This is a genomic window from Flavobacterium sp. ZB4R12 (assembly GCF_048276375.1).
Lineage (GTDB): Bacteria > Bacteroidota > Bacteroidia > Flavobacteriales > Flavobacteriaceae > Flavobacterium > Flavobacterium gawalongense.
Genome location: NZ_JBLNKS010000015.1, coordinates 36,691 through 60,776, shown reverse-complemented (window position 1 = coordinate 60,776; position 24,086 = coordinate 36,691). Strand labels below are relative to the sequence as shown.

22 protein-coding genes are annotated in these 24,086 nt (G+C 34.0%); 8 read left to right on the top strand and 14 right to left on the bottom strand.

Translation table 11 applies throughout. The features are described from left to right. Window positions 1-13 precede the first annotated feature (13 nt). The gene (gene gltX / locus ACNO7W_RS12055; protein WP_417938328.1) at window positions 14-1,525 is read right to left on the bottom strand and encodes a glutamate--tRNA ligase; all 1,512 of its coding nucleotides are present in this window, start codon (window positions 1,523-1,525) and stop codon (window positions 14-16) included. A gap of 681 nt (window positions 1,526-2,206) precedes the next feature. Between gltX and ACNO7W_RS12050 the strand changes: the two genes are divergently transcribed. From ACNO7W_RS12050 to ACNO7W_RS12025, 6 genes are all read left to right on the top strand, one after another. Further along, on the top strand, window positions 2,207-5,512 hold the full coding sequence (locus ACNO7W_RS12050) for a hypothetical protein (protein WP_417938327.1): 3,306 nt from the start codon (window positions 2,207-2,209) through the stop codon (window positions 5,510-5,512). Then, on the top strand, window positions 5,509-5,928 hold the full coding sequence (gene ybeY / locus ACNO7W_RS12045) for an rRNA maturation RNase YbeY (RefSeq protein ID WP_143387278.1): 420 nt from the start codon (window positions 5,509-5,511) through the stop codon (window positions 5,926-5,928). The genes ACNO7W_RS12050 and ybeY overlap by 4 nt, the downstream gene beginning before the upstream one ends. A 152-nt stretch (window positions 5,929-6,080) precedes the next feature. Beyond that, complete coding sequence (gene mnmG / locus ACNO7W_RS12040; RefSeq protein WP_417938326.1) at window positions 6,081-7,952, top strand: tRNA uridine-5-carboxymethylaminomethyl(34) synthesis enzyme MnmG; 1,872 nt, start codon at window positions 6,081-6,083, stop codon at window positions 7,950-7,952. Window positions 7,953-8,170: 218 nt separating this feature from the next. Further along, entirely contained in the window at window positions 8,171-9,019 is an 849-nt protein-coding gene (locus tag ACNO7W_RS12035) for a class I SAM-dependent methyltransferase (RefSeq protein ID WP_417938325.1), read from the top strand. 244 nt (window positions 9,020-9,263) lie between these two features. After that, the gene (locus ACNO7W_RS12030) at window positions 9,264-9,875 is read left to right on the top strand and encodes an OmpH family outer membrane protein (RefSeq protein WP_417938324.1); all 612 of its coding nucleotides are present in this window, start codon (window positions 9,264-9,266) and stop codon (window positions 9,873-9,875) included. A 297-nt stretch (window positions 9,876-10,172) separates the two neighbouring features. Beyond that, window positions 10,173-12,449: a helix-turn-helix domain-containing protein gene (locus tag ACNO7W_RS12025; RefSeq protein ID WP_417938323.1), complete on the top strand. Its 2,277-nt coding sequence runs from the start codon at window positions 10,173-10,175 to the stop codon at window positions 12,447-12,449. A gap of 163 nt (window positions 12,450-12,612) precedes the next feature. Here the strand turns inward: ACNO7W_RS12025 and ACNO7W_RS12020 are convergent, their stop codons facing one another. Both ACNO7W_RS12020 and ACNO7W_RS12015 read right to left on the bottom strand, forming a co-directional pair. Further along, the gene (locus ACNO7W_RS12020; protein ID WP_143387273.1) at window positions 12,613-12,906 is read right to left on the bottom strand and encodes a nucleotidyltransferase family protein; all 294 of its coding nucleotides are present in this window, start codon (window positions 12,904-12,906) and stop codon (window positions 12,613-12,615) included. Between the two features lie 112 nt (window positions 12,907-13,018). Next, on the bottom strand, window positions 13,019-13,966 hold the full coding sequence (locus tag ACNO7W_RS12015) for an SPOR domain-containing protein (protein WP_417938322.1): 948 nt from the start codon (window positions 13,964-13,966) through the stop codon (window positions 13,019-13,021). Window positions 13,967-14,068: 102 nt separating this feature from the next. Between ACNO7W_RS12015 and dprA the strand changes: the two genes are divergently transcribed. Then, the gene (gene dprA, locus ACNO7W_RS12010) at window positions 14,069-15,169 is read left to right on the top strand and encodes a DNA-processing protein DprA (protein WP_417938321.1); all 1,101 of its coding nucleotides are present in this window, start codon (window positions 14,069-14,071) and stop codon (window positions 15,167-15,169) included. A 12-nt stretch (window positions 15,170-15,181) separates the two neighbouring features. On the opposite strand, the gene ACNO7W_RS12005 is transcribed toward dprA, so the two are convergent. From ACNO7W_RS12005 to trpS, 4 genes are read right to left on the bottom strand one after another with little or no spacing between them, the layout of a single operon-like run. Continuing rightward, the gene (locus ACNO7W_RS12005; RefSeq protein ID WP_417938320.1) at window positions 15,182-15,403 is read right to left on the bottom strand and encodes a DUF86 domain-containing protein; all 222 of its coding nucleotides are present in this window, start codon (window positions 15,401-15,403) and stop codon (window positions 15,182-15,184) included. After that, window positions 15,375-15,539: a DUF86 domain-containing protein gene (locus ACNO7W_RS12000; protein ID WP_417938319.1), complete on the bottom strand. Its 165-nt coding sequence runs from the start codon at window positions 15,537-15,539 to the stop codon at window positions 15,375-15,377. The genes ACNO7W_RS12005 and ACNO7W_RS12000 overlap by 29 nt, the downstream gene beginning before the upstream one ends. Continuing rightward, window positions 15,529-15,816, bottom strand: coding sequence for a nucleotidyltransferase family protein (locus ACNO7W_RS11995; protein WP_417938318.1), 288 nt, complete (start codon window positions 15,814-15,816; stop codon window positions 15,529-15,531). Before ACNO7W_RS11995 ends, ACNO7W_RS12000 begins: the two co-directional genes overlap by 11 nt. Window positions 15,817-15,875: 59 nt before the next feature. Beyond that, on the bottom strand, window positions 15,876-16,847 hold the full coding sequence (trpS, locus tag ACNO7W_RS11990) for a tryptophan--tRNA ligase (protein ID WP_417938317.1): 972 nt from the start codon (window positions 16,845-16,847) through the stop codon (window positions 15,876-15,878). A 138-nt stretch (window positions 16,848-16,985) separates the two neighbouring features. Between trpS and ACNO7W_RS11985 the strand changes: the two genes are divergently transcribed. After that, complete coding sequence (locus ACNO7W_RS11985) at window positions 16,986-17,762, top strand: lysophospholipid acyltransferase family protein (RefSeq protein ID WP_417938316.1); 777 nt, start codon at window positions 16,986-16,988, stop codon at window positions 17,760-17,762. Here ACNO7W_RS11985 and ACNO7W_RS11980 read toward each other — a convergent pair. From ACNO7W_RS11980 to ACNO7W_RS11950, 7 genes are all read right to left on the bottom strand, one after another. After that, window positions 17,725-19,158, bottom strand: coding sequence for a hypothetical protein (locus tag ACNO7W_RS11980; RefSeq protein WP_417938315.1), 1,434 nt, complete (start codon window positions 19,156-19,158; stop codon window positions 17,725-17,727). The two genes, ACNO7W_RS11985 and ACNO7W_RS11980, sit on opposite strands and share 38 nt — an antisense overlap. After that, entirely contained in the window at window positions 19,155-19,697 is a 543-nt protein-coding gene (locus ACNO7W_RS11975) for a sigma-70 family RNA polymerase sigma factor (RefSeq protein WP_314895753.1), read from the bottom strand. Before ACNO7W_RS11975 ends, ACNO7W_RS11980 begins: the two co-directional genes overlap by 4 nt. A 17-nt stretch (window positions 19,698-19,714) precedes the next feature. Then, on the bottom strand, window positions 19,715-20,128 hold the full coding sequence (locus ACNO7W_RS11970) for a hypothetical protein (RefSeq protein WP_417938314.1): 414 nt from the start codon (window positions 20,126-20,128) through the stop codon (window positions 19,715-19,717). Window positions 20,129-20,262: 134 nt separating this feature from the next. Then, entirely contained in the window at window positions 20,263-21,270 is a 1,008-nt protein-coding gene (recA, locus tag ACNO7W_RS11965) for a recombinase RecA (RefSeq protein ID WP_035674074.1), read from the bottom strand. Window positions 21,271-21,588: 318 nt separating this feature from the next. Continuing rightward, entirely contained in the window at window positions 21,589-22,098 is a 510-nt protein-coding gene (locus tag ACNO7W_RS11960) for an acyl-CoA thioesterase (RefSeq protein ID WP_143387265.1), read from the bottom strand. A 46-nt stretch (window positions 22,099-22,144) separates the two neighbouring features. Next, a complete protein-coding gene (locus tag ACNO7W_RS11955) occupies window positions 22,145-22,528 on the bottom strand; it encodes a DoxX family membrane protein (protein WP_143387264.1) in 384 nt (127 codons plus the stop codon). Window positions 22,529-22,532: 4 nt separating this feature from the next. Next, the gene (locus ACNO7W_RS11950; protein WP_417938313.1) at window positions 22,533-23,681 is read right to left on the bottom strand and encodes an ATP-binding protein; all 1,149 of its coding nucleotides are present in this window, start codon (window positions 23,679-23,681) and stop codon (window positions 22,533-22,535) included. Window positions 23,682-24,086: the final 405 nt, after the last annotated feature.

Here is a 24,086-nt window from a genome sequence, read left to right as displayed (position 1 = left end):
AAAGGGTTCTTTTTTATAAAGTAGCTATTGCTTTTTGAATTCTCTTGATTGTTTCGTCTTTTCCAATTACTTCCACGATATCAAATAGGTGAGGACCTTTGAGTGCTCCAACCAAACTCAATCGAAACGGTTGCATTACTTTTCCCATTCCAATTTCGTTTTTCGTCATCCAGTCTTTTACAATAGTTTCTATGTTCATCGAAGTAAAATCGGTTATTTCTTCTATGACAGAAATTAATTCTTCCATCAATGTCGGTGTTTCTTCCTTCCAGTTTTTCCGTGTTTTTTCATCGTAAGATGTTGGAGAGACAAAAAAGAAATTACTTAATTCCCAAAATTCAGAAACAAAATGGGCGCGTTCTTTGATTAAAGAAACAATCTTTGTCAGTTCTACCAAAGAGTAATAGCGGTTAACATTCTTAGATTCTACAATAGGAGCAAAGGATTTCGCTAAACTAATATTTTCTTGTTTTACCAAATATTGATGATTGAACCATTTATTTTTTTCTGGATCAAATTTAGCTCCAGCTTTATGAACTCTTTTCAAATCGAAGGCAGCAACTAATTCTTCCAGCGTGAATAATTCTTTTTCGGTTCCATCATTCCAACCTAATAAAGCTAAGAAGTTAACAACTGCTTCCGGGAAAAATCCTTTTTCTCTATAACCGGATGAAACGCCTTCTTCGGTTTTCCAATCCAATGGAAATACAGGAAATCCCATCTTGTCACCGTCACGTTTGGATAATTTTCCGTTTCCAACAGGTTTCATTATCAATGGTAAATGTGCAAATTGGGGTGCTTCCCAACCAAATGCTCTGTACAATAAAACGTGTAAAGGCATGGAAGGCAACCATTCTTCACCACGAATTACATGAGAAGTTTCCATTAAATGATCATCTACAATATTGGCTAAATGATACGTTGGCATTCCATCGCTTTTAAACAATACTTTATCATCTAAAAGATTCGTTTCGAACTTTACATCTCCACGAATGATGTCATGCAAATGCAAGGTTTCGTTTACCGGAGTTTTAAAACGAATCACATAAGCTGAACCGTCAGCAATTCTTTTAGCAGTTGCTGAAGCAGAAATAACCAAAGAAGTGTCCAGTTTTTCTCTGTTGTGGTGATTGTATATAAAGGTTTTTCCTTGTTCTTCTTCTAGCTTTCTTTCTGCGTCCAAAGCTTCTGCGGTATCAAAAGCATAATAGGCATTACCGGAATTGATTAATTCATCAGCATATTGTTGGTACAAATGTTTTCTTTCGCTTTGACGGTATGGACCAAATTTCTCATTTTTTCTAATCGTTTCATCTGGTGCAATTCCCAGCCATTCCAGTGCTTCCATGATATATTCTTCGGCACCTGGAACATAACGGTTTTGGTCAGTATCTTCAATTCTTAAGAAGAACACGCCATTATTTTTTTTGGCAAACAAATAATTGAATAATGCGGTACGAACTCCGCCAATATGTAAAGGTCCAGTTGGACTTGGTGCAAAACGCACCCGAACTTGTTTAGACATTGCTGTAAATTTTTTGCAAAGATAAGAAGTTCTTTTCGCCACGAAGACACAAAGACACAAAGTTCTCTTTTATTTAATTTCCTTTTAAGGTATTTAAGGTCATTTAAGTTAATTCGATACTAACCTTACATGTTCTTAAATGCCTTTTATGGTTTAATTTATTTTATGCTTGTCCGCAATGTTACCTAGCAACAAAAAATAGCACACAGATTATACAGATTAAACGGATTAGCACAGATTTTTTTGATTTAAAATTGGTGATAATTCGTGTAATTCGTGGCTAAAAAAAATTTAGGCGTTATTACGGACAAGCAATATTTATTTAATCTTTTGTGAACTTTATGGTGAACCAGTAATCTAATACCATTTAGGCTTTAAATTTACTGTGATAAATCAATTTAACTGTGCGTCAGTTCGAGTGTTTTATTAAAAAATGCGATAGCTTTTTTTAATAAAATGTATCGAGAACCCTGATGTTGTAAACTTCTCGATACAATTTTGAATAGTAAAGCTGTCGCATTACTATTCAAAATCACTCGAAGAGACGGGATGTTTTTTTATTACAGTAAAAATCAAAAGTAAAATGGTATAAATTAATCCTTTTTTCGATTATTATATTTTTAACATGGACTGAATTTAAAAATGGTTACTTTTATTGGTTATAAAAACATGTTATAAATTTTGAAGCAGTCAAATTTTATTTATCAGAAACTGGAAGCTTTTATCAGAAAGTTTTACACGAATGAATTGATACGAGGAATCATTTTCTTTATCGGTTTAGGGTTGTTGTATTTTCTATTTACGCTTTTCGTCGAATATTTTCTTTGGCTTAAGCCAATGGGAAGAACGATTTTATTTTGGGTCTTTGTGGGAGTTGAAGTGTACTTGTTGTCCCTATTTATTTTGTTTCCAATTTTTAAATTATTCAAACTCCAAAAAGGAATAGATTACAATCAAGCTTCGGCAATTATTGGGAATCATTTTACAGAGGTGAGCGACAAGCTGACTAATTTTCTGCAGTTGGCAGATTCTGATAGTCATCAGAATAAATCGGAATTGCTTGTGGCTTCGATTGAACAAAAAGCTAATGCGTTACAACCAATCCCTTTTGGCAATGCCATAAATTTCAATACAAATAAGAAATATTTACCGTTGGCGATTATTCCTATTTTGTTTTTTGCCTTCTTTTATTTTTCCGGTAATAGCAATGTGATTTCGCAAAGTTTGAATAGAGTAGTGCATTTCAATTCGGCCTTTTTACCTCCTGCTCCTTTTAAGTTTGTGGTTTTAAATTCGAATCTGCAAACCGAACAAGGGAAAGACTTTATACTTCGAGTTAAAACCGAAGGAAAAATTGTTCCTGAGAACGCCATGATTTTCATTGGTGACGAAAGTTATTTTATGGAAAACACGAAAGCAGGGGAGTTTGAATTTAAAATTCTAAAGCCTTCTGTAGCTATTTTGTTCCACGTGGAGGGCAATTCAGTTTCTTCTTCGGATTATGAATTGAAAGTGATTACGGTTCCCTCGATTGCTAATTTCGAAATGCAATTGAATTTTCCGTCTTATTTGAATAAAAAACAGGAAACAATTAAAGGAACCGGTAACGCCATTATTCCTGAAGGAACTCGTGTAACTTGGAAAATGGATACACAAGCGACACAAAAAGTAGATTGGATTGACGGAAAGTCTAATATTCCTTTTTCGAAAACTGAAAACAGCTTTACTTTATCTAAAAATATACTTCAAAACACAGATTATCAAATTCTTACTTCGAATGATAAGGTAAAAAACTACGAAAAACTGAATTATCAGCTTACAATTGTCAAAGATCAGTTTCCAGTGATTACTGTAAACAATGCGCCAGACAGTTTGAAGGTCGGGAGGAACTATGTTTTAGGACAAATCTCCGATGATTATGAATTGTCTAAACTTCAAATTGTGTATTACGAAAGAAACAAACCACAAACTGCGAAACGTGGAACAATTGCTGTTAAAAAAGCAGCAGTCGATCAATTTGTATTTTCGTTCCCGAGTAATCTTCCGGTAGAACAAGGAGTCTCGTATGACTATTATTTTGAAGTGTATGACAACGATGCCATTCACCATTTTAAAAGCACAAAATCTTCCGTTTTCTCGAATCGTGTTTCCACGGATGAAGAGAAAGAAGATGAAATTTTGCATCAGCAAAATGAAAATACAAACGGTTTAGAAAAGTCCTTAAAAAACCAAGAGAAGCAAATTGCTGAAATTGAAAAATTGCAAAAAACAGGAAAAGAAAAAGACAATCTTGAATTTAAAGATCAACAGAAAGTAAATGATTTCATCAAACGCCAAAAGCAACAAGATGAAATGATGAAACAGTTTGCGGAGAAAATGAAAGATAATTTGGATAAATTCAAAACCGATAAAAAGGACGGGTTAAAAGAAGAATTACAAAAACGAATGGATAAAGCCGATAAAGATTTGGATAAAAACCAAAAGTTATTGGATGAATTAAAAGAACTGAATAATAAAATTAAAAACGAAGAGCTACTTTCCAAGTTAGATAAATTTAAACAAAACAGTAAAAACCAAATTAAAAATTTAGAACAATTAGTCGAGCTGACTAAGAAGTATTATGTAGAAAAGAAAGCGGAACAATTAGGGGATAAATTGGAAAAACTTTCAGAAAAGCAGAATAAATTATCTGAGGACGAAAAAGAAAATAAACTGGAGAAACAAGAAGATATCAATTCAGATTTTGACAAAATTCAAGAAGATTTAAAAGATTTAGAAAAGGAGAACAAGGAATTAAAATCGCCAATGGATCTTCCTAAAGATGCCGCTAAAGAAAAAAGTATCGATGAAGATTTAAAGAAAGCTTCTGAGGAATTGAAGAAAGACAAGAAAGATAAGGCGAAACCAAATCAAAAAAGTGCTGCCAAAAAAATGAAAGAAATGGCAATGAAAATGGCACAAACTTTGGAGGGAAATGAGAAGGAACAATTGCAAGAGGATGTCGCTATGTTGAGACAAATTCTGGATAATTTATTGGCATTTTCTTTATCACAAGAAGATTTAATGAATCAGTTTAAAGGTCATAAAGCAGGTTCTCCAGGTTATAATAAAAACATTAAAATCCAACAGGATTTAAAACAACAGTTCAAACATGTAGATGATAGTTTGTTTGCGATGTCTTTAAGAAATCCTAAAATTGCCGAAGAGGTGACTAAAGAAATTGGCAATGTACATTACAATATTGACAAATCTTTAGAGAGTTTATCCGATGCTTTAGTTCCTAAAGGATTATCCCATCAGCAATATTCTCTTGCTGCTGCGAATAAATTGGCAGACATGCTTAGTGACATGCTTAATAATATGCAAATGTCATTGTCTGGAATGGGTTCAGGAAAACCAAAACCAGGTCAAGGACAAGGAATGCAATTGCCGGATATTATAAAAAAACTAGAAGGCTTAGGTGAGAAGATGAAGGAAGGAATTAAAAAAGGTCAGAAACCAGATGCTGGTCAAAAAGGGGAAAGCGGTAAAGAAGAAAAATCTGGAGAAGATGGAAGTCAACAAGGCGATGGAGGTGAAGGCGATGCCCAAGCAATAATGGAAATTTATAAAGAGCAAAAGCAGTTGCGTGAAGCTTTGGAAAATGAACTAAATAAACAAGGTTTAGGAGGTAATGGAAAAAATGCTTTGGAACAAATGAAGCAAATTGAAAAGCAGTTATTAAACAAAGGATTTAAAAACGAAACCCTTCAAAAAATTCTAAATATGAAGCAGGAATTATTAAAATTAAATACTGCTCTACAACAACAAGGGGAGGAAAATAAGCGCCAATCAGAAACCAATAAAAAGGAGTTTAATAATCAATCTAATGCGCTGCCAGCTGCTTTATTAGATTATTTGAATAGCATAGAAATATTAAATAGACAATCCTTACCTTTGCGCTCGAATTTTAATCAAAAGGTTCAAGAATATTTTAATAAAAAATGATCAATTTTAATTACGAAACCGACTTTAATTTAGACAATGAAGAAGCTATTGCTTTTTGGTTGTCTAATGTTATTACTTCAGAAAACAAGAAAGAGGGAGAGATAAACTACATCTTTTGCGATGATGAGTATTTGCATAAAATCAATTTAGAATACCTTAATCACGACACATTAACAGACATCATTAGTTTCGACTATACGATGGGGAATGAGTTGAGTGGCGATGTTTTTGTTTCTGTCGAAAGAGTAAAAGACAATGCTGTTGATTTTAATGTTCCTTTTGAAGATGAATTGAAGCGTGTTTTGGTTCATGGAGTTTTGCATTACTGTGGATACAAAGACAAAGGTGAGGACGATGAGCTCTTAATGCGTAGTAAAGAAGATGAAAAATTAGCGCTGTTCCACGTGGAACGGTAATTCTTTTTTAGTATGCAAAGCCGAAGTGTTTCACGTGGAACATTTTTATAACCGGCAGATTTTATAATGCAATGTTTCACGTGGAACAAAACAAAAATAGATTTCAAAATTACAATCCGGAATACAATTGAAGGATTAAATCATACAAGAAGATGTTTCTAGATGAATATGATGTGATAGTTGTTGGTGCGGGACATGCCGGTTCTGAGGCTGCTGCTGCTGCTGCGAATTTGGGTTCGAAAACCTTATTGGTAACAATGAGCTTGCAGAATATTGCCCAGATGTCATGCAACCCAGCGATGGGGGGAATTGCAAAAGGACAAATTGTGCGTGAGATTGATGCGCTGGGCGGATACTCTGGAATTGTTTCGGATAGAACTGCTATTCAGTTCAAGATGCTGAACAAGTCCAAAGGGCCTGCGATGTGGTCGCCAAGAGTTCAAAGTGACCGTATGCGTTTTGCTGAGGAATGGCGAATGATGCTGGAAGGAACTCCAAATCTTGATTTTTATCAGGAAATGGTGAAAGGGTTGATTATTGAAAACGGAAAAATTAAAGGGATTCGCACTTCGCTTGGAGTGGAGATTCGATCTAAATCTGTGGTGTTGACGAATGGAACTTTCCTAAACGGTTTGATTCATATTGGCGAAAAACAATTTGGTGGAGGAAGAGCAGGCGAGAGCGCTGCTTATGGAATTACCGAAGATTTAGTGAATGCAGGTTTTCAAGCAGGAAGGATGAAAACAGGAACGCCTCCAAGAGTGGATGGCCGTTCTTTGGATTATTCTAAAATGAATGAAGAAAAAGGAGATGCTAAACCAGATAAATTTTCTTATTCAGATGTGACTTCACCACTGGTTATTCAAAAATCGTGTCACATGACGTACACCTCTCTTGATGTTCACGATATTTTGAGAGAAGGTTTTGATCGTTCACCAATGTTTAACGGAAGAATAAAAAGCCTTGGGCCAAGATATTGTCCGTCCATCGAAGATAAAATTAATCGTTTTGCTGATAAGGAAAGACATCAATTATTTGTGGAGCCAGAAGGATGGAATACGTGTGAGGTTTATGTAAATGGTTTTTCAACTTCGCTTCCTGAAGATATTCAATTTAAAGCGTTGCGTTCCGTTGTAGGATTTGAGAACGTGAAATTTTTCCGTCCGGGTTATGCAATCGAATATGATTATTTTCCACCAACACAGTTGAAACATACTTTAGAAACTAAATTAGTGGAAGGATTATATTTTGCTGGACAAATAAACGGAACAACCGGATATGAGGAAGCGGCTTCCCAAGGATTGATGGCCGGAATAAATGCGCATTTAAAAGTGCATGAAAAAGCCCCGTTAATTTTGAAAAGGGATGAAGCGTACATTGGTGTTTTGATTGACGATTTAATTACCAAAGGGACAGAAGAACCCTATCGAATGTTTACTTCCCGTGCTGAATACAGAACGTTACTTCGTCAGGATAATGCCGATTTTAGATTAACACCTATGTCGCATGAAATTGGATTGGCTTCTGAAAAGCGTTTACGCAGAATGGAGCACAAATTAAATGAATCTGAAAAAATGGTGGCTTTCTTCAAAGAAACGAGTGTTTCGGTTGCAGAAGCAAATCCTATTTTAGAATCAAAAGATACGGCCCTGATTACTCAAGGAGACAAAATGTTTAAAGTTTTCTCTCGTCCACAAATTGATTTGGAAGATATAATGAAATTCGAAAAGGTCGCTACGTATGTTGCAGAGAATGATTTGGATCAGGAAATTTTGGAACAAGCCGAAATTCAAGTGAAGTATTCCGGTTATATCGAAAAAGAAAGAAACAACGCTGATAAATTGACTCGATTGGAAGATGTAAAAATCCCAGAGAATTTTGATTATAATAAAATAAAATCAATGTCAATTGAAGCAAAGCAAAAACTAAGTAAGATTCGTCCGGTAACGATTTCTCAAGCTTCAAGAATCAGCGGCGTTTCGCCAAGCGATGTTTCGGTATTGTTGATTTATATGGGAAGGTAAGATTTATGATCGCAGATTTAAGATTACCGATTTTTGATTTAAATCTGTAATCAAAAGTCGGTAATCTACAATCTTAAACCGATTGTTCCACGTGAAACTACGGTGTAAAGCCTTAGCATAATTGAAGAGTTACAAAAATAAATAATTCAGCCCTGAAAGTATCCTTTGGTGTTTTCAGGGTTTAGTTTAAAATTAAAATATAAAAGCAATATTAATTAATGGACTTTTTAAACAAACAGCCTTTTTTAACCGTTAAAGATCATTCCGTTTCTCAGGAAATGTTCGACTTATATCATGACGAGAAGTTGGATATGTTGATTACATCTCCACAACCCAGTTTAGAAAATTTAGGGAAATATTACGAAAGTGTTGATTATATTTCACACACAGACAGTAAAAAATCTTTCTTTGAAAAAGCGTATCATTTTGTTAAAAGCATTGCGCTTAAAAACAAATTGAATTTAATCAATTCACTAGAATCTAATAAAGGGAGTGTTTTAGATATTGGTGCCGGAACAGGAGATTTTTTATCAGTGGCCAAAGAAAATGGTTGGCATACAATAGGAGTGGAGCCAAGCGAAAAAGCAAAGGCTATTGCAAAAAGGAAAGGCGTTTCATTTGTTGGGAAAACAAGCGAATTAGAAAATCATTCTTTTGACGTGATTTCGATGTGGCATGTTTTGGAACACGTTCCTAATTTGGATAACCAAATAAAAGAATTGAAAAGATTGTTAAAGCCAAACGGAACTTTAATTATTGCCGTTCCTAATTTTAAATCTTTCGACGCAAAACATTACGGAAAGTTTTGGGCTGCTTATGATGTGCCGATTCATTTTTGGCATTTTTCTAAAACGGCTATAAAAATGCTTTTCGAAAAAGAAGAAATGAAATTGGTAAAAGTGCTTCCTATGAAATTTGATTCTTTTTATGTGAGCTTGCTTTCGGAAAAATACAAAACAGGAAAAATGAATTTTATAAAAGCCTTTTTTATCGGATTACAATCTAATTGGGAAGCTAAGAAGAATTTTGAGTATTCTTCACACATTTACATCCTGAAAAACAACTAAAATTCATTTTAAGTGCATTTAAGCGCATTTTTTGGTGAAATTGAGGTGATTGTCGGATTTTTAAACTAATCGGTTTATTTAAAAGATATGAAGTCTGTTTTTAATAGTCATAAATTATACATTCATTAATCACAATAGTAAAATCTTATATCATAAATATTTAGCATTTTTTAAACTTTATGTCAATGCTATCTATTTTTTTATATTTTTGTCACCAATACTTAAAAATTAGAAATTAACTAAAATGAAATCGAAGATTCACGAATACCAAAAAAGAAATATTAAAAATATGAGTAAAAAAGCATTAGTAATTATCGCACTTTCAATTTCACTTGTATCTTGTAACAAACCAGCAGAAGTTAAGGAAGTAAAAACAGCTTACGTAGACACTTCTGAATTAATGAAAGAATATACAGAGGCAAAAGACCTTGAAGCAAAATATAAAGCAAGAGCAGAAGAAAAAGGCAGACAATTAGAAGCTGAAATTGCAAGATTTAAACAAGATGCAGCTAATTTTCAAAGTCAAGCACAAGCAAATGGTCAAGCTTGGGCACAACAAAAAGGTGCTGAATTGCAAAAAAGAGAGCAACAATTAAGTTATGCGCAACAAGCGTTGTCTCAAGAATTGCAACAAGAAAGCGGAAAAGAAATGGATTCTTTAGTAAGTGGTGTGAAAAAATTCATCAAAACATACGGTAAAGAGAAAGGATATGCATACATCTACGGTACAGGTGACGCCGCTTCAATTCTATACGCTGAGGACAAATTTGATATCACAAAAGAGATCATCAAATTGTTAAATGAGAAATACAAGTCACCTGCTAAAACGGAAGAAAAAGCAGAAGCTAAAAAATAATTTTTTTATATTAATTCAAAAGATTGCCTTCGTCTAAATTTAGATTGGAGGCATTTTTTTTGAAGCTATTTCCCGCTATCTGCTTCAATCTCTCGTTTAGAAAATGTTTTTTCTTACCCATAAAAGGAGCTTCCTTTGGTTGCTCTTTTCCGACCAGAAAAAAATCACTTTCTAAATTTCGAGGATTTCCGCTGCTATCGGGGCTAAAAAACATTCGAATTATAAACATAAAATGTTTTCCAAAAATTAAAATAGTATTCCTATTTTCAATACTTTAGCTCTATATATACACGCCTAATGCAAACCATTTCAGAAGCCGCCACCTACACTTTACGATTCATCAATCAAACCCACCGCTCTGTTTTTCTTACCGGAAAAGCAGGAACAGGAAAAACTACCCTTTTACGCGAAATTATCCAAACTACGCACAAGAACACCGTTGTTGTTGCGCCTACGGGAATTGCCGCGTTAAATGCCGGCGGAGTAACGATACATTCCATGTTTCAGCTGCCGTTTGGAGGATTTATTCCGGACAATTCTTCGCCTCAATTTTCCGAAAGCACCAAATTTGAAACCAAAGCTACTTTGCGCAGGCATTTCAAAATGAGCGGTTTGAAGAAATCCGTGATTCGCAATATGGAATTGTTGGTAATTGATGAAGTCAGTATGCTTCGTGCTGATTTATTGGACGCTATGGATTATATGATGCAAACGGTCCGTAAAAAAAACACTCCTTTTGGTGGAGTCCAAGTTTTGTTTATCGGGGATTTATTACAATTGCCTCCTGTAATTCGGGATGAAGAATGGCGAACGTTAAAAACATATTACAAAGGAAAATTCTTTTTCCATTCGCATGTCGTGCAGCAAAATCCACCGTTATACATTGAACTATCCAAGATTTTTCGCCAGACGGATGATACTTTTATTGCGGTTTTAAACAACCTGCGAAACAACCAGATTTCTCAAGAAGATATTCAAACCTTAAATCAATACGTAAAACCGGATTTTGATTTAAAAGCCAATAAAGGGTATATCACTTTAACCACGCACAATGCCAAAGCCGATACGATGAATGCGCAGGCTTTGGAAGATTTAGAAGGAAAGCTAGTGACTTATAAACCAGATGTTGTTGGGGATTTTCCCGAAAAAATATTTCCGGTGGAACAACAATTACAGTTGAAAGTGGGAGCGCAAATCATGTTTGTAAAAAATGATTTGTCCTTTGACAAAAACTACTTCAATGGAAAAATGGGAATTGTCAAATCGCTTTCGAGTCAGGAAATTCTGGTTCATTTTCCAGAAGAAAACAAAACCATAGAAGTCGAAAAATATGAATGGCAAAACATTCGTTATAAAGTAGACGAATTGACCAAAGAAATTGAAGAAGAGGTTTTAGGTACTTTTGTACATTATCCGATAAAATTAGCGTGGGCTATTACGGTTCATAAAAGCCAGGGATTGACTTTTGATAAAGCTGCGCTTGATGTTTCGCAAGTTTTTCTTCCGGGACAAGCATATGTCGCGTTGTCGCGTTTGCGCTCGTTAGAGGGTCTTATTTTGCTTTCTCCGCTGCAAATGAACGGGATTTCTAACGATCAGGATGTGATGGATTATTCGTTGAACAAAGCTTCGGATTCGTATCTAGAAAATGCATTGCATTTTGAAACCAAAAATTTTATCCATAACTATCTGATAAACACGTTCGATTGGGGTGATTTGGCTCAGGAATGGCGCAATCATAAATTCAGTTACACAGAAAATTCAGAAAATTCAGAGAAATCCAAACATGCCGTTTGGGCCAAAAAACAAACGGAAGTCATCGAACAGCTTTTGGATCCATCCAAAAAATTCATATCACAATTGAATAAGCTTTTCAGCCAGGAAACCGCCGATTTAAACCATATTTCGGAAAGAATTCAAGCGGCATTCCGTTACTTTCTGGAGCCAATGGATGATTTGGTTTTTGAAATCCTTTGGAAACTGGAGGAAGTAAAACGCATCAAAAAAGTAAAAGCGTTTTACGATGAATTAATCGTTCTGGAAGAATTGCAAACCAAAGCCGTTCTGCGATTAATGAAAGCCAAATTATTGATAGAAACGGTTGTTGCAGGTGAAACTATTTCGAAAGAGAAATTGACTTCGTCAGAGATAAAAAAGTACATCAGCCGAAAAACGGAAGCAATTCAAAATCAATTCAAGGAAGTAAATATCACCTTGATCGAGGATGAAAAAGATTTAGAACGCTACACTTCAAAAAAGAAATCAGATAAAAAAGAACCTAAGAAATCTACCGTGCAGGAAACCTATGAATTGTGGCTGGAGAAGAATTCCATCAAGGAAATTGCTGCTATTAGAAAGTTCACTGAGGATACTATTTTAGGGCATTTAACCAAATTGATTATTGCAAAAACAATAAGCATTAATGATGTTTTACCAGAAGATAAAATTCAGGAATTGACCGAAGCGTTTTATGGTTACAAAGAAGAGTCAATTTCGCCTTTAAAAGAAAAATACGGCGATAAATTTACCTGGGAAGAGTTGAGAATGTTCAAAGCGAGTTTGAATTTGAACTAACCCAATTCTGAAAAGAGTTACTTTATTACCTAATCTATCTTGATTTTATTTTCAATTAAAATCATTTTTTGTGAAATTCAAATATTGAAAGAAATTAATTTTTTAAAAGAGAATGCCCTGGCTTTTCGTAAAAACAAACTCTAATGTAAATAGTGACGAATATCTATCTTGCATAAATTAGTTTTTTTTCTTTGTCTAGAATAGGCTTTATGTATTTTGACAATCCTCTTGCAGAAACCAAATCTACTTTTTTAGAAAGTAATTTTTGTAAATCTATTTGCATTTGAATGAATTCCAGACCAATAGGCTGTGTATAGTCTAATTCAACCAATAAATCAACATCACTATTTTCATTTTCTTCACCTCTTGAATAAGAACCAAATAAATAGGCTTTCAAAACGGGTTGTCTTGAAAAAAAATCCTTGATTAAATTAATTTGATTTGCAGTGAGTTTCATTTTTTAAATCTTAACTTATTGATGTAAAATTAATTAAAAATTAATCAACTATCAAGAATCACAAAATTTTAAATTATCTCGAAAAGAGATAATTTATTAATTTTTGTTTTTATTATAGTGATTCAATCAATATCCAAGCTTCTGGATTATGCTTTTTCTGAATTTCAGATTGTGCTTTTTGCGCTTCTGAAAAAGTAGAATAGCTTCCGTAAAGTACAGGAAATAATCCATGTTTATTAGGAGCAATACGGCGTGCTTTGTATCCTAAATGAATTAATTGATTAAATGTCTTATTTGCATTTTTTTCTTCTCTATAAACACCAGCCATAATGTGATACGGCATTTTTACTTCCTTAACGGCTGATTTAACTGATAATGTTACAGCTGGAACTGGACTTTTGATAAAGAAAGTAGCTTCCTGAATTTTATTTTGTACTTGTTTTTGAACAGCAGTTTCAACAAGTATTGTTTCTGAGGCAATTTGGTTTTGGTAAATAGAATAACCAACACTTCCTGTAAGACCTAATCCTAATACAAAAATTGCGGCATATTTTAAATATGGACTTGCTGTCCTTGTTTCAGGAACCAATTGAATTGTTTCTTTTTCTTCAATTGCTATTACTTGTTTTTCAAAGATTTCTCTTTTTACAAGAGGAGAAACAAAAGGAGCTAAACCAAAAGAGCTTGCCAAATAATTGGTTTGATCGTAAGGCGTGAAAACCAAATTATTATCGGCATTCAAACAAAGATCGCCTATGTTTTTTATAGAAAACACGTTGTTTTGTTCTAATGCTTTTTTCCAAGTAAAGACTTCATACTGAATGGCGCTTACGGCATATTCATAAGATGTTTTTTCAGCTTGAGCAATATGATTCGCTAATAATCCATCATTATTCTTTAGATTAGCATTGAAAGAAATCATTTTTTTTGGTGGAGAAAATGAATTCGTGCTTTCATTCAGCTGAGCCGACTGAATTTCGGTCAAAAAAGCTCCGAATCCCGGAACGGTTACACATTGATAACGGTATAAAAGCTGCGCGATGTATAGTTCGATTTTCATACGTACAAAGTTATACAACGAAAATAGTTATCAAAATTTTATTCACAATTTTTATTAACAATCCGCATAAAAATTTATACATTTCACCCACAAATGATTAGCATGAAAGAACAGGATTTATTTTATTTATTGGCGCTGCAAAGAGTAGAAGGAGTTGGTGATATTATGGCCAAAAAATTGTTAACCCATTGCGGAAGTGCCGAAGAAGTCTTCAATACCAAAACAGGACAACTTGCGGCAATTGATGGTGTGGGTTCTATGTTGCTGAAAAATTTAAAGGACAAATCGGTTTTCGAAAAAGCTACTCAAGAGCTTGAGTTTATACAATCGAATGGCATTAATGCCGTTTATTTTCAAGAAGAAGGATATCCGGAACGGTTGAAACATTGTATCGACGGCCCGCTTTTGTTATTTACCTCGGGGAATATCGACTTAAAAAATAAAAAAATAATCAGTATTGTGGGAACGCGTCAAATTACGTCTTACGGAATAGAATTCTGTAGAAAACTGATTGAAGATTTGGCACCGCTGGATCCCATAATCGTAAGTGGTTTTGCTTATGGGGTGGATATCGTGGCACATCAACTGGCAATGGAACATAATTTACAGACGATAGGAGTTGTAGCGCATGGTTTGAACCAAATTTACCCGAAAACCCATAAAAAATATGTGGCCAAAGTGGAACAAAACGGTGGTTTTATGACCGAGTTTTGGAGTTCCTCGAATCCTGATAAAGAAAACTTTGTTCGAAGAAACAGAATCGTTGCGGGTATGTCTGAAGCTACCATCGTAATTGAGTCAGCCGATAGAGGCGGTTCATTGATTACGGCCAACATGGCCAATGATTACAACCGCGATGTTTTTGCCGTTCCTGGACGTGTTACCGATAAATACAGCCAAGGGTGCAACAACCTGATAAAAACCCAAAAAGCAAATGTGCTCACCAGCGCAGCGGATTTAATTTATATCCTGAATTGGGACTTAGAGAAAGAAACAAAACCCGTGCAAAAACAATTGTTTGTGACTTTAGATGAAGAGGAACAAAAAGTATACGATTACCTTTTAAAAACCGGAAAAGAAGTAATGGATATTATTGCCTTGCGTTGTGATTTTCCCATTTATAGGATTTCAGGAATGCTTTTGAATATGGAACTGAAAGGGGTAATTCGACCTTTGCCAGGGAAATTGTTTGAGGCAATATAAAAAGATAAATTACTATAAGTCAAGGTTTTTTGTCTCTTCGAGGGTCTTAGTAATTTGATCTTTTAGCTTTGGCAAATGAATATTTATGGTATCCCAAACGGCTTTGAAATCTACTTTAAAATATTCGTGAACCAAAAAATTCCGCATATCTTTTGCTAATTTCCATTCAACATCGGGGTTTTTAGCTTTTATTTCATCATCTAAATTAGCAATTGCTTCTCCAAATAATTTCAAAATTTCTGACGATTGCGTCTTGTTTTATCCAATCTTCTAAATAATCTCCATAGTCTAAATCCTTAACTATATATTGGATTTTTTCAATAGATTCAAGTATGTGTTCTAATCTGAAAATGTTTTTGTTAATTTTCATAGATTACTTTCAAGTCATTAAAAATATAATCTTTCAATTTAGGATGTATTGCATTTTCTGAGACTAAATCTACCTCTTTTTTTAAGATTTTTTGGAGTTTATCTTGTATCTCTGCAAGGTTAAATAAAGTAACAGGCGAATTGAAATTGTATAAAATATCAATATCACTTGAAGCTGTTTCTTCACTTCTTGCCACAGAACCAAACAACCCAATTCTTTTTGGATTATAAGGCTTTAATACCTTGATAATGGTATTTATTTGTTTTTTAGATAGCATCTTGCAAATTTATGTTTTTTTATTGTATTTAGAATGAGATAGATAACTTTTCTATAGATTTACTCAAACCCTAATTTTTCTCTTACTCTATTCAAAACGCCATTGGCAACAACTGCTGCTTTTTCGGCTCCTTTTTTAAGTAATTCATCAACTTCATCAAGGTTGTTCATGTAGTAATTGTATTTTTCTCTTTCGGTTTTGAATTTTTCTGTGATTAATTCAAATAAGGCTTGTTTAGCGTGACCGTACCCGTAGTTTCCACCCAAATAATTGGTTCTCATAATGTCTAGTTGTTCTTCATTTGCTAATAATTTATAGATGGCAAACGCATTACAAGTTTCAGGATTTTTTGGATCTTCCAGTGGCGTGCTGTCGGTTTCAATACTCATGACTTGTTTACGCAACGCTTTGTCGTCCAGGAAAATATTGATAATGTTATTCGCTGATTTACTCATTTTACCACCATTGGTTCCAGGAATAAGCATGCTGTCTTCTTGAATTTTGGCTTCAGGAAGTACAAAAGTTTCTCCCATTTGGTGGTTGAAACGAGACGCTACATCGCGTGTAATTTCAAGGTGTTGCAATTGGTCTTTTCCAACAGGAACAAATTGGGCATCGTATAATAAAATATCGGCAGCCATCAACATTGGATACGAAAACAAACCAGCATTGACATCTTCCAGTCTATCCGCTTTGTCTTTGAAGGAATGGGCTAATGTCAAGCGTTGAAAAGGAAAAAAACAGCTTAAATACCATGATAATTCCGCTGTTTGTGGCACATCCGATTGTCTGTAAAAAACTACTTTATCTACATTCAAACCACAGGCAAGCCAAGCTGCTGCAGTACTGTAGGTATTTGTTCTTAAGGTTTCGCCATTTTTTATTTGTGTTATCGAGTGCAAATCGGCAATGAAAAGAAACGATTCGTTTTCGGATTTATTTGATAATGCTATTGCGGGAATGATTGCGCCAAGTAAGTTTCCTAAATGCGGAGTTCCTGTACTTTGAACACCAGTAAGTATTTTTGCCATTATGTTTTTTTTCTTGATCGCAAAGTTCGCAAAGATTTTCGCAAAGTTCACAAGGTTTTTAGGTTTTTATAGTACTAAATAGGTTTCAAATTTAATTCTTTTAATAATATTAACATATGATTCCTTATTTTTGACCTTATGAGAGGATTGAAAATTATTTTTTGGACACTTTGGCGCATATGGTTTTATGTTTTAATGGCCATTCCTATACTTGTGATGTTTCCTTTTTTAGTGCTTTCTATTTTGACTGAAAGTGGTTATCCTTACTTTTTTAAGATGGCCCGTATTTGGGCAAAAATCATTCTTTTCGGAATGGGTTTTTATTACAAAATAGACAAAAATCAAGGACTGAAATGGGATAGCAGCTATATGATTGTTGCCAATCATACTTCTATGGTAGATATTATGCTGATGCTCGCTGCAATTAGAAATCCTTTTGTTTTTGTGGGTAAAAAAGAATTGTCAAAAATTCCTTTATTTGGATTTTTCTACAAAAGAACCTGTATTTTGGTTGATCGAAGTTGTTCTAAAAGTAGAATGGAAGTTTTTAATCGGGCACAAAAGAGGATAAACCAAGGATTAAGTATTTGTATTTTCCCCGAAGGTGGAGTTCCAGATAATGAATCTGTTATATTGGATACTTTTAAAGATGGTGCCTTTCGATTGGCAATTGAACATCAAATACCTATAGTTCCCATTACTTTTGCTGACAATAAAAAAAGATTTTCCTACACTTTTTTTAGTGGGAGTCCCGGACTTATGCGGGTTAAAATACATTCACACGTGGAAACTTTGGGTAAAAAAGGGGTAGACCGGAAAGAAATTCGGGAGGAAGTACGGGAAATAATTTATAGTCAATTAATAGTATTTGATAAAACTAAAAAGTATAACTTATACCAGAGTATAATCCAATAAAAACAGGTTTATAGTTTCCAGAATCTCTGGAGTACGTATTCAATTGATATTTAACCATAGGTTCAAAATTTATTTGAAATGATTTTACTAATTGGTATTTAAATCCCAACCCAACATTGGTACTAAAATGGATTTGGTTTAAATTTTTTGCTTCTCCTAATTTCACATTAGTGTCAGATGAAACTAATGATATTTTATTTTGATTTAGAAATAACATACTTATTCCTCCAATGACGTTAATACCAAATTTCTTGTTTAAAACTGCATAAGAAAGTTCCAAAGGCACTTCATAATAGCCCATTTTCTGGTTTAATGCGCCTGTATTTGTTTTTTGCAGGTCTTTTTCGAAAGTTATTAGTGTATTAAGGGCGGCTTCGTTTTTAATCTCAATTAATGCATTTGAGGTATAACTAATATTCGCCAAATTATTGTTTGATAAACCAGCTGAATAGACCACGTTATTTGTATTATATCCCAATGTGAGCTTGTTAATTCCGGTTCGTAAGGCTATTTTTTTAGAAACAGCATAATTCACTCCAATACCAAAACTTAGGCTGTTATCGGCAGTTTTTTGATTCTCTGAGAATTGAGGATCAATAGCCGATCCACCCGAATTTGAATTCAGATACACTGCAGCTACATTAGGAACAATTTGCCATTTGTTTTTAAGAACTACAGTTTGTTTTTCTTCTTCTTTCTTTTTTAGAATTTCCTCTAATTCGTTTGGAGATTCCGGAATAATTGAGGGTTGTTTTTTAGATTCTATTACTGCAATTTTAGAATCGTTTTTCTCTTGGAACGCCTTTTTTTCCAGCGTTTGATTTTGAATGTTCTCAAACGAGTTTGTATTTTGCGCACTGTTTTTATCTACAATTAATGAGTTGTAATTAATGACGCCTTTACCACTCGCTGTTTGTTTTATCGGTGGATGATTTTTTGAGAAATAAAGGTTAGTATTATTCTGATTCTTTTTTTTGTCATCAGCGGCTTTTGATGGAGCAAAAGGTGTAATTTCTTTTTCATGGTTTCTAACGGTTTTTGGGTTAGTTATTACTACTTGTTGACTGTTTTTTATATCGAAAGGATTTGTTTCTTTTTCCATTTTATTTGGAATAGAATCCTTGTGTTCAGGAGAATTTATTAAAACTTTTGTGTCTAAAACGATACTGTTTTCAATTTCAGGATTCGTTTTTAAAACCGTGTTCAAGGCAAATAAACCTAAAATAAAAGCAGCGGCAATTCCTGAAAATTGCATCCAAAACGGAATTATTTTTCGTTCTTTTTCTTTTTCATTTAAAGCCGCTTCTATGTTTATCCAAACCTGATTGTTTGGTTCTGCTTCAAAATCTTTGAATCTTTCTTGAAACAGTCGGTCTATGTTTTTTTTATCGTTCATTTTGCCAATGACTTTATTTCAATTCTTGTGTACGCTTCTATTTTCTCTTTTAAAATCAATCGTGCCCTGGCAAGATTGGATTTTGTGGTCCCTGTTGTTATTTTAAGCATTTCTGCGACCTCTTTATGAGAATATCCATCGAGAACGTAGAGGCTGAAGACTAATCGATACTGGTCGGGTAATTCTTGAATAATTTGCATTAAATAATCGATAGAAATGTTCTCGTCGTCAACTTCAATAGCCGTATCAGGAATATTTTCATTTATAACCTCCATATACCGAACACCTCTGTATTTTTGGAGTGCATTATTTATCATTATTCTTTTGGCCCAGCCTTCAAAAGAGCCTTTGTCGCTAAACTGTTCTATTTTTCTGAAGATAATTAAAAATCCATCTTGTAAATTGTCTTGGGCATCCGCATAATTACTGGAATACTTTAAGCATACCCCAAAAAACTTTTTAGCAAACAATTGGTACAATTGTTCTTGAGCTTTGGGGTAATTTTTTTTACAGTCATTAATTATTTGATCTAATCCCACAGAATTTATTCTATTTGTTAGTTGACTACAGGAATTTCTACTTCTTCAAAAAGTTCTATACCAGCGGCATCTTTTCCTATATAAAATTTGAAAATATAAGATCCGGTATTTGTTACATAAAAATTAAAAGAAATCTCCGACTGCGCTGGGATTGATTGCGTGCAAACTTGGTTGTTATTTACAGCTGTTTGAATGGCTATGGTTCGTATATTGAGGTCTTTACTATAATAGATGCCTTGAAAATAATGACATTCAGTAGGTTTTGTATATTTTAATTTTATTTCATACGTATTTCCCAATGTAAATTTTTCAGGCAGGGTATAACTATCAACAGGAAGCACTTCATAGGTGTAGGAATCTCGATTGTCATTATCAAGAGTACATCCTGTCAGGGTTGTAATTAACAGAATAAACAGGGCAAATTTTTTCATTTTTTCATTTTTTAAATTTATACTATTCAGCTTCTTCAAATGAGGTTGAGGCTGTTTTTTTTATTAGATAAAAATTTTTGAAAAAGGTTGCGTGTAAAAATAAAAAAACCCGAAAAATTTTTCGGGTTTTAGTTTTATGCTTCTGCTAATTCTTTTATTCTGGCTTTAATTTTTTCTTCTAATTCATCCGCTAATTCCGGATTGTCTTTTATTAAAGACTTAACAGCATCACGGCCTTGACCTAATTTGGTTTCACCATAACTGAACCAAGATCCCGCTTTTTTGATGATTTCAAATTCTACTGCAAGATCTAAAATTTCTCCTGTTTTTGAAATTCCTTCACCATACATGATGTCAAATTCAGCAATTTTAAAAGGCGGAGCGACTTTGTTTTTCACCACTTTTACTTTGGTTCTGTTTCCAAGTACATTGTCACCATCTTTTATTTGAGTGGAACGACGGATGTCTAAACGAACCGAAGCGTAAAACTTCAATGCATTTCCTCCTGTTGTAGTTTCCGGATTACCGAACATTACTCCAATTTTCTCTCTTAATTGATTGATGAAGAAAACGGTACAATGCGTTTTGCTGATCGTTCCTGTTAATTTACGCAATGCTTGAGACATCAAACGTGCATGAAGACCCATTTTAGAATCTCCCATTTCGCCTTCGATTTCACTTTTTGGAGTCAAAGCGGCAACCGAGTCAATTACAACAATGTCAATTGCTCCTGAACGAATCAGGTTTTCAGCAATTTCTAAAGCTTGTTCCCCATTATCTGGTTGAGAAATGATTAGGTTTTCAATATCTACACCTAATTTCTCTGCATAATTTCTGTCGAAAGCATGTTCCGCATCAATAAAAGCAGCAATTCCACCCGCTTTTTGAGCCTCAGCAATGGCGTGAAGCGTCAAAGTTGTTTTTCCTGAAGATTCTGGACCGTATATTTCAATGATTCTTCCTCTTGGATATCCTCCAACCCCCAATGCCAAATCAATCCCTAAAGACCCTGATGAAATAGTTTCTACTTCCTCAATGGCTTTATCTCCCATTTTCATTACGGTTCCTTTTCCGTACGTTTTGTCTAGTTTGTCAAGCGTAAGTTGTAGCGCTTTTAATTTGGATTCTTTCTCTGTACTCATCTTCTCTTTTACCTTTTCTTTCATCTATTTGTATTATTTTATAACTGTAAGAAATTGACAGGGTGACTAATTATCCTGAAAATTTCATTTATGTAAGAACATTTGTTTTCGTAAAAATACTTCTTTTTTTAATGTAAATTTTCTCTTTCAAGAATATTTTATATGACTGTCCGCTAAGCGGACTATAATTATTTTTTTAGCCACGAATTTCCACAAATTTCACGAATTAGTGTTTAATTTTCCTTTAGTATTATTTACGGATAGTCATAATATTTAAATCTAAATTCTAATAAAAACAAAACAAGTTAATTATGCTTGTTACTGGAACAGCGCCTTCAATTCAGTGGCGTCGTGAGGGTTCATTTTTCCGGCTAAAACTAAACTGAGTTGTTTGCGTCTTAATGCAGCATCAAAGCGTTGTTTTTCCAGTTCTGTTTCTGGAATTATTTGTGGGACTTCTACAGGTCTTCCACTTTCATCAACAGCTACAAAAGTATAAATGGCCTCATTGGCTTTGGTACGGTTTCCAGATTGTCTGTCTTCTACCCAAACGTCAATAAATATTTCCATTGAACTTCTGAAAGATCTGGAGACTTTAGCCTCAACATTTACGACACTTCCCAGTGGAATAGCTCTGTTAAACGCCACGTGATTTACGGATGCGGTCACGGTTATTCTTCGGGAATGTCTTCCGGCTGCAATACTCGCTGCGCGATCCATTCGGGCTAACAATTCGCCACCAAAAAGATTATTCAAAGGATTGGTTTCGCTCGGTAAAACCAAATCGGTTAATATCGTCAGGGATTCTGAAGGATGTTTTGGAGTCATTTTTTTGTATAAAAAGTAAGTGTTGTTTTAAATAATATTGTGGTTTCTAGTTTAACCAATAAACGGCCAATATAGCTGGTATAAAATAGATAACAATCGTTCTGGCACCATCATAATCTTTGGCTAATCTTTGTCCGAAAAGCAACATCAATAAAGTGATGCAGGAGAAAACCGCTCCGTAAAAGCCAAATATTCTTCCATTGTTTACCAATAATTCGATGCAGCCAACCACACATAAAATACCTGAGATTAATTCTAAAATTAAAATATTCAGTAAAGCCAGAGGCACTTGGTTTTTTAATTGTGTTTTAGCAAAATGACCTTTTAACCAGTCAACATTATCTTTCCAATAAAACAGTTTGTCGTAACCGGATTGCAGAAAAGTAATAGCCAGAAAAATCAAAATTAAAATAGAAGTAATGTTGTTCATGTTTTTATTTTTTGTGAATTAAACGGGTAAGTTTTATAGATAAATCGGTTAAAATAATTTTTGCATTTCCGTTGCGTTCAATATGATACATTGCATCCGAAAGTTCTTTAAAAATATCATTTATATTGTTGCCGTTTACAAAAGGGGCAAAATTCTCCAGTTTGAATTTCTCCACTTGTGGTTCCATGTAAACCAAGCTTTCAGTTTGATAATTCAGCAATAAAGCCTGACGGAACATATCGATACAAAAATGTAAAAATTTCTTTTGGGTTTCTCTTCCTAAACTGGCAATTTGCTCGCTCCATTGAATCAAATCCTGAATGGCGGCCGCATTTCCTTTGGCTCTAAAAGCGGCACGAACCCAATCAACAAACCATTTTTCGAAAAAAACAGATTCGCTATCCGGTTGTAATAATTGCAGTGCTTTGTTATAATTTCCTTGTGCTTGATGCGCTATTTTTAAAGCCGTTTTAGGCTCTGTATTTTCTTTAGAAACTAAGGCTTCTGAGATAACTTTCTCGCTCAAACCATTAAAATGTAAGACTTGGCATCGGGAACGAATGGTTTGGATTATATCTTCTTCATTTTCTGAAATCAAGATGAAAACCGTTCTGTCTGTAGGTTCTTCCAGTAATTTCAATAATTTATTGGAAGCGGCAATATTTAATTTATCGGCCATCCAAATAATCATTACTTTGTAGCCGCCTTCGTAGGATTTTAAAGCCAAAGATTTCAAGATTTCCTGGGCATCGTCAACCCTGATTTCTCCTTGTTTATTTTTAACACCAAGGGTTTGGTACCAATCAAACAAACTTCCGTATGAATTTTGGTTTAAAAATTCTCTCCATTCCGTGATAAAATCGATGCTTTTTGGTTTCGTTTTTACATCTTCGGTACTTACAGTTGGGTAAATAAAATGCAAATCCGGATGCGAAGTTTTTTGGAATTTGATGTTGCAAGCTTCGTTTGAACCCGAGTTTTCTGAGTTTTGATTGCTGCAGATAATGTATTGTGCATAAGCAATCGCCATAGGTAAAGTACCGCTTCCCTCAGGACCAACAAACAATTGTGCATGCGGGATTCTGCCCAAATCAGCACTTTTTGTCAAATGACTTTTAATGTGTTCTTGTCCTAAAATTTCTGAAAATTGCATGAAGCAAAGATAGCAGAAAATGGTTTAGTCTAAAATTTTAGGATGCAAAGTTTCAGTAAAAGTATGTTTAAAAATGACATTGAATAAGTGCTGTTTTTTAAGATAAAAATTAACTTTTTTTGGGTAAAAAAGACTTAAAAAAGATAAAAGCACTTGTTATTTGTCAAAAAGCAACAATTTTATTTTATTTACGTGTAGGTTTAATATTAATAAATAAAAATTTGGTTACGAGAATTAATGTTTTTTTTTTGGAGTCTTTCATAATGCTATAAAGTCCTGTTAATCCCCCTATTACCACTTATGTAGTAAAAAATCAAACTATCCGATAAAATGCAAATTTGTTCGATATAATACGGTTTTTTTTACATTTTGTAATCCTTTGTAATCAAAAAAAAACAGTATCAA